The sequence below is a fragment of the Streptomyces pseudogriseolus genome, from assembly GCA_002154585.1.
In the GTDB taxonomy this organism is placed as follows: Bacteria; Actinomycetota; Actinomycetes; order Streptomycetales; family Streptomycetaceae; genus Streptomyces; species Streptomyces pseudogriseolus.
Genome location: MUNG01000188.1, coordinates 1 through 11081 on the forward strand (window position 1 = coordinate 1; position 11081 = coordinate 11081).

12 protein-coding genes, 1 pseudogene and 1 riboswitch are annotated in these 11081 nt (G+C 73.5%); of the genes and pseudogenes, 8 read left to right on the forward strand and 5 right to left on the reverse strand.

Annotated features, from left to right (window positions below):
- Positions 1 to 123: 123 nt before the first annotated feature.
- Complete coding sequence (locus CCN29_RS17785) at positions 124 to 489, reverse strand: Rv2175c family DNA-binding protein (RefSeq protein ID WP_006131264.1); 366 nt, start codon at positions 487 to 489, stop codon at positions 124 to 126.
- 90 nt (positions 490 to 579) lie between these two features.
- Positions 580 to 1818 (reverse strand): NAD(P)/FAD-dependent oxidoreductase, encoded by a 1239-nt coding sequence (locus tag CCN29_RS17790; RefSeq protein WP_006131261.1) that lies wholly within the window; start codon positions 1816 to 1818, stop codon positions 580 to 582.
- 95 nt (positions 1819 to 1913) lie between these two features.
- Positions 1914 to 2025, forward strand: a riboswitch (TPP riboswitch).
- Between CCN29_RS17790 and thiO the strand changes: the two genes are divergently transcribed.
- The 5 genes from thiO to CCN29_RS17815 all read left to right on the forward strand — a co-directional run bounded on the left by thiO (position 2023) and on the right by CCN29_RS17815 (position 7187).
- A complete protein-coding gene (gene thiO / locus CCN29_RS17795) occupies positions 2023 to 3189 on the forward strand; it encodes a glycine oxidase ThiO (RefSeq protein WP_006131259.1) in 1167 nt (388 codons plus the stop codon). It overlaps the preceding riboswitch by 3 nt.
- A complete protein-coding gene (thiS, locus tag CCN29_RS17800; protein WP_006131258.1) occupies positions 3186 to 3407 on the forward strand; it encodes a sulfur carrier protein ThiS in 222 nt (73 codons plus the stop codon). The genes thiO and thiS overlap by 4 nt, the downstream gene beginning before the upstream one ends.
- A gap of 2 nt (positions 3408 to 3409) precedes the next feature.
- Complete coding sequence (locus CCN29_RS17805; RefSeq protein WP_006131257.1) at positions 3410 to 4204, forward strand: thiazole synthase; 795 nt, start codon at positions 3410 to 3412, stop codon at positions 4202 to 4204.
- Positions 4205 to 4324: 120 nt separating this feature from the next.
- Positions 4325 to 6253, forward strand: coding sequence for a Stk1 family PASTA domain-containing Ser/Thr kinase (gene pknB / locus CCN29_RS17810; protein WP_086683038.1), 1929 nt, complete (start codon positions 4325 to 4327; stop codon positions 6251 to 6253).
- A 55-nt stretch (positions 6254 to 6308) separates the two neighbouring features.
- A complete protein-coding gene (locus tag CCN29_RS17815) occupies positions 6309 to 7187 on the forward strand; it encodes a deoxyribonuclease IV (RefSeq protein WP_086683041.1) in 879 nt (292 codons plus the stop codon).
- Positions 7188 to 7213: 26 nt separating this feature from the next.
- On the opposite strand, the gene CCN29_RS17820 is transcribed toward CCN29_RS17815, so the two are convergent.
- The gene (locus CCN29_RS17820; RefSeq protein ID WP_086683044.1) at positions 7214 to 7861 is read right to left on the reverse strand and encodes a sulfite oxidase-like oxidoreductase; all 648 of its coding nucleotides are present in this window, start codon (positions 7859 to 7861) and stop codon (positions 7214 to 7216) included.
- A 185-nt stretch (positions 7862 to 8046) separates the two neighbouring features.
- Here CCN29_RS17820 and bfr point away from each other — a divergent pair, with 185 nt between their 5' ends.
- Positions 8047 to 8565, forward strand: coding sequence for a bacterioferritin (gene bfr / locus CCN29_RS17825; protein ID WP_086683047.1), 519 nt, complete (start codon positions 8047 to 8049; stop codon positions 8563 to 8565).
- Positions 8566 to 8579: 14 nt separating this feature from the next.
- On the opposite strand, the gene CCN29_RS17830 is transcribed toward bfr, so the two are convergent.
- Positions 8580 to 8807, reverse strand: coding sequence for a (2Fe-2S)-binding protein (locus CCN29_RS17830; protein ID WP_006131252.1), 228 nt, complete (start codon positions 8805 to 8807; stop codon positions 8580 to 8582).
- A 164-nt stretch (positions 8808 to 8971) separates the two neighbouring features.
- Positions 8972 to 10327: a class II 3-deoxy-7-phosphoheptulonate synthase gene (locus CCN29_RS17835; protein ID WP_006131251.1), complete on the reverse strand. Its 1356-nt coding sequence runs from the start codon at positions 10325 to 10327 to the stop codon at positions 8972 to 8974.
- A gap of 89 nt (positions 10328 to 10416) precedes the next feature.
- Here CCN29_RS17835 and CCN29_RS35965 point away from each other — a divergent pair, with 89 nt between their 5' ends.
- The gene (locus CCN29_RS35965) at positions 10417 to 10473 is read left to right on the forward strand and encodes a trp operon leader peptide (RefSeq protein ID WP_078493144.1); all 57 of its coding nucleotides are present in this window, start codon (positions 10417 to 10419) and stop codon (positions 10471 to 10473) included.
- A 105-nt stretch (positions 10474 to 10578) separates the two neighbouring features.
- A pseudogene (locus CCN29_RS17840) lies at positions 10579 to 11081 on the forward strand (phenazine-specific anthranilate synthase component I); the annotation flags it as partial.

Consider the following 11081-nt stretch of genomic DNA (forward strand, 5'->3'; position numbering starts at 1 on the left):
GGCACCCCTCCAGCGGGCCCGGGCCCCACCCCCGTACGGCCACCGAGGTGCGGGGGCACTGTTGCACGCCGGGTGCAGGCCGCACGGGGCCGGTCGCGCAGTTCCCCGCGCCCCTGAAAGGGGTCAGACTGCGAGGGCCTGGGCTCGGCGTTTCACCTCCGTGCCGCGGTTCTCCGCGAGGGCCTGCGCGGGCGTCCCCGGCAGACTGGGGTCAGGGGTGAAGAGCCACTCCAGCATCTCCTCGACCGTGAACCCGTCGTCCCGCAGGAGCGTCAAGGTTCCGGTCAGGCCCTTGACGACCTTGTCCCCGTCGATGAAGGCCGCGGGGACGTGCAGCGCGCGGTTCTCACCCCGGCGTACGGCGATGAGCTGGCCCTCCTTGACCAGCTGCCGGACGCGCGTCACCTCGACGCCGAGCTTCTCGGCGATGTCGGGGAGAGTGAGCCAGGCGGGGACGAGAGCATCGATCTTTGCGTCAATCTCGGTCACGGGACAAGCCTGCCACCTGCCACCGACAGTCGGAAGCCAGGCCCGCCCCACCGGGCGGACGCGTCGCCCCCGGACCCCGCCGGCCAGGCGTCAGGCCGTGGCCGATTTCAGCGGGCGCGCCGGGTCCGCCACCCGCTCCGGGTCCAGCGCGGCGCCCGACTCGATCAGCCGCCGTCCCTGGGCGAGGTCCCGGGGCCGCCCGACCGCGAGCAGCGCGACCAGCCGGCCCCCGCGCAGCCAGCAGACGCTCCACGCCGGGTCGGCCGGGTCCCCGCGCCACACCGTGCGGTCGGCGTCCGCGTGATGCCCGGCGTACTGCACGAACCGCCCGAACTGCTCGGACCAGAAGTACGGCACGGGGTCGTACACCTCGCGCGCCTCGCGTCCCTCGCCGACGATGTTCGCGGCGACCGTGCGGGGCCCCTGGAGGGCGTTGTCCCAGTGGTGGACGAGGAGGCGCTCGCCGTAGCGGGCGGACGGGAAGGAGGCGCAGTCGCCGACGGCGTACACGTCGGGCAGGGAGGTCGCCAGGTGCGCGTCGGCGACGACCTCGCCGTGCGTGCCGAGGGCGATCCCGGAGCCGGCCAGCCAGGCCGTGGCGGGGCGGGCGCCGATGCCGACGACGACCGCGCCGGCGGGCAGCCGGGTGCCGTCGTCGAGGAGCACGGCGCCGGGCTCGACGCGCGCCACGCGCGCGTGGGTGCGCAGCGTGACGCCGGCCTCCGCGTACCAGGCGGTCATCGGCGCGGCCACCTCCGCGGGCAGCACCCCCGCGAGCGGCCGTTCCTCGGCCTCCACGACGGTGACCCGGCAGTCCGCCTCGCGGGCAGCCGTGGCGAACTCCGCGCCGATCCAGCCCGCGCCCACCACCACGATGTCGTGCCGCGCGGCGAGCACCGGCCGCAGCCGTTCGGCGTCGTCCAGGGTGCGCAGCAGGTGCACCCCGGGGACGCCGTCCGCGCCGGGCAGCCGCAGCGGTTCCGCGCCGGTGGCGATCACCAGCACGTCGTACGGGACGGGCCCGGCCTCCGTGTCCAGCTCGTGGTCGCCGGGGCGCAGGCCGGTCACCTCGCAGCCCAGCCGCAGCTCGACGCCCAGCTCCTCGAAGTCCAGGTCGAAGGCGGAGCTCTCGGCGGTGCCCAGCAGCACCGCCTTGGACAACGGCGGCCTGTCGTACGGCTGGTGGGGCTCCGCCCCGATCAGCGTCACCTCGCCCGCGAAGCCCCGCTCCCGCAGCGCCGCCGCCGTCTGCACGCCCGCCATGCCCGCGCCCGCCACCACGACCCGGCGCGGCGCGGCCCCTCCCGGTTCCTGCGTCTGCTCGCTCACCCGCTCACCATAGACACCCGTGCCCGCCGCGCCGGACGGCTGCCGCGCGGGGTCCCTTACGGGTGCGGCACGGCGCGGGCTAGGGTGGCCCGCGTACACGCACTCGCGGGAGCCCGGACGCATCGGGCTGAGAGGGAGGCTGGCGGCCTCCGACCGTACGAACCTGATCCGGGTCATGCCGGCGAAGGGAGGGGCTGGACGCCCATGTCGCCCACGCGTACCGCAGACGTCCTCGTCGTCGGGGGCGGGATCATCGGTCTGGTGACGGCCTGGCGGGCCGCGCAGGCCGGGCTCGCCACGGCCGTCGTGGACCCCGAGCCGGGCGGGGGCGCCGCCCGGGTGGCGGCCGGGATGCTGGCCGCCGTCACCGAGCTGCACCACGGCGAGCAGACGCTGCTCGGCCTCAACCTGGCCTCCGCGCGCCGCTACCCCGGCTTCGCGGCCGAGCTGACCGACCGCACCGGCCAGGACCTCGGCTACCGCCGCTGCGGCACCCTCGCCGTGGCGCTGGACGCCGACGACCGCGCCCATCTGCGTGAGCTGCACGCCCTGCACCAGCGCTCCGGGCTGGACTCGCAGTGGCTGACCGGGCGGGAGTGCCGGCGTCTGGAGCCGATGCTCGCGCCGGGTGTGCGGGGCGGGCTGCGGGTGGACGGCGACCACCAGATCGATCCGCGCCGGCTGGCGTCGGCGCTGCTGAGCGCCTGCGAGCTGTCCGGTGTCACCCTGCACCGCGCCCGGGCCGAGCGGCTCGTCGTCACGGGCGACCGGGCGCGCGGGGTCGTCACCACGGCCGGTGAGGAGCTGGCCGCGGGGCAGGTGGTGCTCGCCGCGGGCAGCTGGAGCGGGCGGCTGGCGGGCGTCCCCGCGGAGGTGCTGCCGCCGGTGCGGCCGGTGAAGGGGCAGGTGCTGCGGCTGACCATGCCGGACCGCCCCGAGCCGTTCCTGAGCCGCACGGTGCGGGCGGTGGTGCGCGGCAGCCACGTCTACCTGGTGCCGCGGGAGAGCGGCGAGCTGGTGATCGGCGCGACCAGCGAGGAGCTGGGCTGGGACACCACGGTCACCGCGGGCGGCGTGTACGAGCTGCTGCGCGACGCCCACGAGCTGGTGCCGGGCCTCACCGAGCTGCCGCTCACCGAGACGACCGCCGGACTGCGCCCCGGCTCCCCCGACAACGCGCCGCTGCTCGGCCCGACCGGCCTCGACGGGCTGCTGCTGGCCACCGGCCACCACCGCAACGGCGTGCTGCTGACGCCCGTCACCGGCGACGCCATGGCGCGGGTGCTGACCACCGGTGAGCTGCCCGACGAGGCCCTCCCGTTCACCCCCCGGCGCTTCGGCGCCCCCGTCCTCGCGGAGCAGTCCGTATGAACGCCCCGGTCCCCACGGTCACCGTCACCGTCAACGGCGAGCCCCGCCGGTTCCCGCCCGGCACGGCCCTGGACCTCGTCGTGCGGTCGCTCACCGCGGCTCCCTCCGGGGTGGCCGCCGCCCTCAACGAAACCGTCGTCCCGCGCGCGCAGTGGCCCGCCACCCCCCTGTCCGAAGGGGACCGGGTGGAGGTCCTCACCGCCGTCCAAGGAGGCTGACCATGGCCGACGATCCCCTTGTCCTCGGCGGCCGGACCTTCACGTCCCGGCTGATCATGGGCACCGGCGGGGCGCCGAGCCTCGACGTGCTGGAGCGGGCGCTGGTGGCGTCCGGCACCGAGCTGACGACGGTCGCCATGCGGCGGGTGGACGCCTCGGTGCAGGGGTCGGTGCTGTCGGTGCTGCGGAAGCTGGGCGTGCAGGTGCTGCCGAACACGGCCGGCTGCTTCACCGCCGGGGAGGCCGTGCTCACCGCGCGGCTGGCCCGGGAGGCGCTGGGCACGGACCTGGTGAAGCTGGAGGTCGTGGCGGACGAGCGGACCCTGCTGCCGGACCCGGTGGAGCTGCTGGACGCGGCGGAGACGCTGGTCGACGACGGGTTCACGGTGCTGCCGTACACCAACGACGACCCGGTGCTGGCGCGGAAGCTGGAGGACGTGGGCTGCGCGGCGGTGATGCCGCTGGGCTCGCCGATCGGCTCGGGGCTCGGCATCCGCAACCCGCACAACTTCGAGCTGATCGTGGAGCGGGCGGGCGTGCCGGTGATCCTGGACGCCGGCGCGGGCACCGCGTCGGACGCGGCGCTGGCGATGGAGCTGGGCTGCGCCGGCGTGATGCTGGCGTCCGCCGTGACCCGGGCCCAGGAGCCGGTGCTGATGGCGTCGGCGATGCGCGGCGCGGTGGAGGCGGGGCGGCTCGCGCGGCGGGCGGGGCGCATCCCGAGGCGCCACTTCGCGCAGGCGTCCTCGCCGGTGGAGGGCCGGGCCGCGCTGGACCCGGAGCGGCCCGCGTTCTGACCGCGTTCCCGGCCCGGCCCGGCCGTGATTCGGACGCGGTCGGGTAACACAGGTCACAGGTCCGCTCCAACGGCGGTTGAACGGGCCGGGGCTGTCGTCGCGGACTCGTAGACTCGCTGCGTGGACACGACCCTTCAGGACCCGCTGGTCGGGCAGGTGCTCGACGGCCGCTACCGCGTCGAGGCGCGGATCGCCGTCGGCGGGATGGCCACGGTCTACCGGGCCCTGGACACCCGCCTCGACCGCATCCTCGCGCTCAAGGTGATGCACCCCTCGCTGGCCTCCGACGCCGGCTTCGTGGAGCGCTTCATCCGCGAGGCGAAGTCCGTCGCCCGGCTGGCCCATCCGAACGTCGTCCAGGTCTTCGACCAGGGCACCGACGGGGGGTACGTCTACCTGGCGATGGAGTACATCGCGGGCTGCACCCTGCGGGACGTGCTGCGCGAGCGCGGGGCGCTCCAGGCGCGGGCCGCGCTGGACATCCTGGAGCCGGTGCTGGCCGCGCTGGGCGCCGCCCACCGGGCGGGGTTCGTGCACCGCGACATGAAGCCGGAGAACGTGCTGATCGGGGACGACGGCCGGGTCAAGGTCGCCGACTTCGGCCTGGTCCGCTCGGTGGACACGGTCACCAGCACCTCGGGCACCGTGCTGGGCACGGTGTCGTACCTGGCCCCGGAGCAGATGGAGCACGGCACCGCCGACCCCCGGGTCGACGTGTACGCCTGCGGCATCCTGCTGTACGAGATGCTGACCGGCGAGAAGCCGCACGACGGCGACTCCCCCGCGATCGTCCTCTACAAGCACCTCCACGACGACGTGCCGCCGCCCTCCGCGGTGGTGCACGGTCTGGCGCCCGCGCTGGACTCCCTGGTGGCGGCGGCGACCGCGCGTGCCCCGGAGGCCCGCCCGGCCGACGCGGTGGCGCTGTTCGCGCTGACCCGCGAGGCGCGCGGCCGGCTCACCGACGAGCAGCTCGACGCGATGCCCCCGCAGGCCCTGTCCTCGGTCCACGACAACGCCGACGACCGCACCAGCGTCATCCCGCGCTCGCTCACCGTGCCGCGTCCCCTCCCCGTGAACGAGGACGACGACGGCGCGGACGGCGTGCACCGCACCAGCCGCTTCCGGTCACCCCCGCCGCTGCCGCCCCGGCGCCGCACGAGGCTGCGCCGGGGACCCGCGGCGATCGTCGTGGCGGTGCTGCTGGTGCTGGGCCTGGGCGCGGGCGTCTGGTACATCAACTCCGGGCAGTTCACCAAGGTCCCGCCGGTGCTGTCGAAGACCGAGCAGGAGGCCCGCGACCGGCTCGCCGACGCCGGGCTGAAGGTCGGCGACGTCATGGAGGAGTACAGCGACACCGTCGAGCGGGGCAAGGTGATCGGCACCGACCCGGCGGCGGGCGCCCGTGTCCGCGGCAGCGCCTCGGTGTCCCTGACCGTGTCCAAGGGCCCGCAGACCGTGCGGGTGCCCGACCTGGACGGCTACCCGCTGGACAAGGCGCGGTCGCTGCTGGAGGACGAGGGCCTGGAGCCGGGCATGGTGACCCGCGAGTTCAGCGACTCGGTGCCCAGGGACGCGGTGATCTCCACCGGCCCGGGCAAGGGAACCGAGGTCCGTGCGGGCACGGCGGTGGCGCTGACGGTGAGCAAGGGCAGCCCGGTGGACGTGCCCGACGTCACCGGGGAGGACCCCGAGGACGCGCGCGCGGAGCTGGAGGAGGCCGGGCTGAAGGTGCGGATCGCCGACGGGCGGGTCCACTCCGAGCACGACGCGGGCCGGGTCGCCCGGCAGTCCCCGGGCGAGGGCGAGGAGGCCGCCGAGGGCGACACGGTCACCCTCACCCTGTCCAAGGGCCCGGAGATGGCCGAGGTGCCGGACGTGACCGGCGACAAGGTGGACGAGGCGCGGCGGAAGCTGGAGGAGGCCGGGTTCGCGGTGAAGGAGGACCGCGGCCTGCTGGGCCTGTTCCGCGACACGGTCAAGGGCCAGTCGGTGGACGGCGGCGACACCGCCCCCAAGGGCTCGACGATCACGATCGAGATCGGCTGAGGCGGACGGCGGGGGGCCGTCCGGGTGACCCGCGCGTCCGTGACACCCTTGACGGGTGAAGAGTCACCCGTCCGGCCCCGCCCGCAACCCGATCGGCAGTCATGTGCCCGTGGCCGGCGGCCTGCACTCCGTCGGCCTGTCCTACGCCCGTGACCTGGGCGCGGAGACCGTGCAGGTCTTCGTCGCCAACCCGCGCGGCTGGGCCACGCCGGCCGGCAGCCCGCTCCAGGACGAGGCGTTCCGCGCGGCCTGCGCCGAGGCGTCGATGCCGGCGTACGTGCACGCCCCGTATCTGATCAACTTCGGGTCGCACACCCCGGCGACCGTGGAGCGGTCGGTGGAGTCCCTGCGGCACTCGCTGCGCCGCGGCCGGGCGATCGGCGCGCTGGGCGTGGTGGTGCACACCGGCAGCGCGACCGGCGGCCGGGAGCGCGCGGTGGCGCTGCGGCAGGTACGGGAGCGTCTGCTGCCGCTGCTGGACGAGCTGACGCACGACGACGACCCGTGGCTGCTGCTGGAGCCGACCGCGGGCCAGGGCGCCTCGCTGTGCTCGCTGGTGGAGGACCTGGGCCCGTACGTCGAGGTGCTGGACGCCCATCCGAGGCTCGGGGTGTGCCTGGACACCTGCCATGTGTTCGCGGCCGGGCACGACCTGGCCGGGCCCGGCGGCGCGCACCGTACGCTGGACGAGCTGGTCGCGACCGTCGGCGAGGGGCGGCTGAGGCTGATCCACGCCAACGACTCCAAGGACGTCGTCGGCGCGCACAAGGACCGGCACGCCAACATCGGCGCGGGGCACATCGGCGAGGACGCGTTCCGGGCGCTGATGACGCACCCGGCGACCGCGGGCGTACCGCTGGTGATCGAGACGCCCGGCGGCAAGGAGGGGCACGCGGCGGACGTGGAGCGGCTGAAGAAGCTGCGCGACGGCTGAGCCGTACGGGCGAAACGCGGGAGGGGTCAGAGCTCGGGGCCGTCCCCGGGTTCCTCCTGGTAGGAGTAGCGCTGCTCCTTCCAGGGGTCGCCGAGGTTGTGGTAGCCGCGCTCCTCCCAGAAGCCCCGGCGGTCGGCGGTCATGTACTCGACGCCGCGGACCCATTTGGGGCCCTTCCACGCGTACAGGTGGGGCACGATCAGGCGCAGCGGGAAGCCGTGCTCGGCGGTGAGCAGCTCGCCGTCCTTGTGGGTGGCGAACAGGGTGCGGTCGGAGGTGAAGTCCGCGAGCCGCAGGTTGGAGCTGAAGCCGTACTCCGCCCAGACCATCACATGGGTGACGTCGGGGGCGGGCGGGGCGATCTCCACGACGGTGCGCGCGGGGATCCCGCCCCACTCCGCGCCGACCATGCTGAACTTGGTGACGCAGTGCAGGTCGGCCTCGACGGTGGTGTACGGCAGCGCCGTGAACTCCTCGTGGTTCCAGCAGTGCTTCTCGCCGTCGGCGGTGGCGCCGAAGACGCGGAACTCCCAGCGCTCCGGGCGGAACTTGGGGACCGGCCCGTAGTGGGTGACCGGCCAGCCCTTCTGGAGCCGCTGTCCCGGCGGGAGCTGGAGATCCGCCGCTCCTCGTGTCGCGCGCTCCCCCGATTCGCGTTCCGCCGGCTGACCCATGTCTCCATCCTGACAGACCGGTGGCCATGCCCCTGAACCGGGCTCCGCAAATTCGGTCATTCAGCGCCATAAACGCCCAAGTATGGAATTACTTACTAAGTCAAGACTTACTGGACGATCTTTGACACCGGTGCAATCATGCGCCCCGACCCGCACATTTCCCCCACGCGGAAGGAGCCCGTGCCATGCAGGGCGATCCCGAGGTCATCGAGTTCCTCAACGAGCAGCTGACCGCCGAGCTGACGGCGATCAACCAGTACTTCCTGCACTCCAAGCTCCAGGACCACAAGGGCTGGTACAAGCTGGCCCGGTACACGCGCGACGAGTCCTTCGACGAGATGCGCCACGCCGAGCTGCTCACCGACCGCATCCTGCTGCTGGACGGCCTGCCGAACTACCAGCGGCTGTTCCACGTCCGCGTCGGGCAGACGGTCACCGAGATGTTCCGGGCCGACCGGGAGATCGAGCTCGAGGCGATCGACCGGCTCCGCCGGGGCGTCGAGGTCATGCGCAGCAAGAACGACATCACCTCGGCCAACATCTTCGAGGCCATCCTGGCCGACGAGGAGCACCACATCGACTATCTGGACACCCAGCTGGAGCTGATCGACAAACTGGGCGAGGCGCTCTACCTGTCGACGGTGATCGAGCAGACCCAGCCGGACCCGTCGGGCCCCGGGACGCACGGGTTCAAGTCGCCCTGACGGTGCCGGAGCGCCTACGCCGCTTCCGGGACCTCTGCCGCGAGCGGCTGCCCGCCCTGGTCGGCGAGCTGCCGCCGGGGGCAGGCGCCGCGGCCGAGCAGCGCCTGGATGCGCCGGACGCAGCCGCCGCAGTCGGTGCCGGCCTTGCAGGCGGAGGCGATCTGCCGGGGCGTGCAGGCGCCGGCCTCCGCGTGACTCCTCACCTGTTCCTCGGTCACGCCGAAGCAGCTGCAGACGAACACGCGGGTCACCTCCCGACGAAGAGCAAGGGTCGTGCCGTACCGACCCTCCGCCGGTGAGGCAAACCTAACCTTACCTGCGCCCTCGGAGGGCACAAAAGGGGGGTGGGGCGTGATCCCGTGTGAGACACGCCCCACCCCCGACGGCCGTCGGCCGGACCGGCCCGTCACTGGTCCCGGTACATCTCCGCGACCAGGAAGGCCAGGTCGAGCGACTGGCTGCGGTTCAGCCGCGGGTCGCACGCCGTCTCGTAGCGCTGGTGCAGATCGTCGACGAAGATCTCGTCGCCGCCGCCCACGCACTCGGTGACGTCGTCGCCCGTGAGCTCCACGTGGATGCCGCCCGGGTGGGTGCCCAGCTCCTTGTGGACCTCGAAGAAGCCCTTCACCTCGTCGAGCACGTCGTCGAAGCGGCGGGTCTTGTGCCCGGAGGCGGCCTCGAAGGTGTTGCCGTGCATCGGGTCCGTCACCCACGCCACGGTCGCGCCGGACGCGGTGACCTTCTCCACCAGCTCGGGGAGCCTGTCACGGATCTTGTCCGCGCCCATCCGGACGATGAACGTCAGCCGGCCGGGCTCCCGGTCCGGGTCGAGGCGGTCGATGTACTGGAGCGCCTCCTCGGCCGTCGTGGTCGGGCCGAGCTTGATGCCGATCGGGTTGCGGATCCGCGAGGCGAACTCGATGTGCGCGTGGTCCATCTGCCGGGTGCGCTCGCCGATCCACACCATGTGCGCCGACACGTCGTACAGCTGCCCGGTCCGGGAGTCCACGCGGGTGAGCGCCGACTCGTAGTCCAGCAGCAGCGCCTCGTGCGACGAGAAGAACTCGACGGTCTTGAACTCCTCCGGCTCCGCGCCGCAGGCCCGCATGAAGTTCAGCGCCTGGTCGATCTCCCGCGCCAGCTGCTCGTAGCGCTGGCCGGACGGCGAGGACTTCACGAAGTCCTGGTTCCAGGCGTGCACCTGGCGCAGGTCGGCGTAGCCGCCGGTGGTGAAGGCGCGCACCAGGTTCAGCGTGGACGCCGACGCGTGGTACATCCGCTTCAGCCGCTCGGGGTCCGGGACCCGGGCCTCCTCGGTGAACTCGAAGCCGTTCACCGAGTCGCCCCGGTACGTCGGCAGCGTCACGCCGTCCCGGGTCTCGGTCGGCTTGGAGCGCGGCTTGGAGTACTGCCCGGCGATCCGGCCGACCTTCACCACCGGCACGGAGGCCGCGTAGGTGAGGACGGCGCCCATCTGGAGGAGAGTTTTGAGCTTCGCCCGGATGTGCTCGGCGGACACCGCGTCGAACGACTCGGCGCAGTCGCCGCCCTGGAGGAGGAACGCCTCGCCTCGGGCGACCGCCGCCATACGGGCGCGCAGCTGGTCGCACTCGCCGGCGAACACCAGCGGGGGATACGACTCGAGGTCCGCGATCACATCGCGCAGAGCCTCGGCATCCGGGTACTCGGGCTGCTGCGCCGCGGGCAGGTTTCGCCATGTCGCCTGGGCGGCGACGCTCAGAGAATCAGCGTTCACGGTCACGAGCTCCACACTACGCGGTCGCTCCGGGTGCCTTTCGCCTCGCTCAACCACTGAGACGGCCGCGTCCGGCATCGTGTAGCGTGCCCTCCATGTTCGCGCACTCGACCCGCACCTGGTGGTGGACCGCTCATCCGGCGGCCCACTGACTGCGCGTACGCACCGACTTCGCGAAGGCCGCCCGAGGGGCGGCCTTCGGTGTTTCCGGGGCCGTTCCTCACCGCTCACGACAGCGACGAAACGAGGAACGCCCCATGGACCTGGCACGGCTCCCCCACGACGACCGCCCCTTCGCCCTGCTGCGCCGCCGCACCCCCGGCCACGACCACGACGTCGTGGAGCTGCTGACCGGCCCGGTCACCGCGCGCGAACGCCTGGCCGACCTGCCGGACGAGGGCCTGGCCCTGGTGCCCTTCCGGCAGATCCGCGAGCGCGGCTTCGACGTCCGCGACGACGGCACCCCGCTGCTGGTACTGACCCCCGAGGAGCGGCGGGAGTTCCCGCTCGCCGAGGCGCTGGCGGCCCTGCCCGCGCACGACGTGCGGGTCGAGGGCGGCGGCTTCGACGTCGGCGACGAGGAGTACGCGCGGATCGTCGGCCGGGTCATCGACGAGGAGATCGGCCGGGGCGAGGGCGCCAACTTCGTGATCCGCAGAACGTACGAGGGCACGGTGCCCGGGTTCGGGCGGGCCGACGCGCTGGCGCTGTTCCGGCGGCTGCTGGAGGGCGAGCGGGGCGCGTACTGGACGTTCGTCGT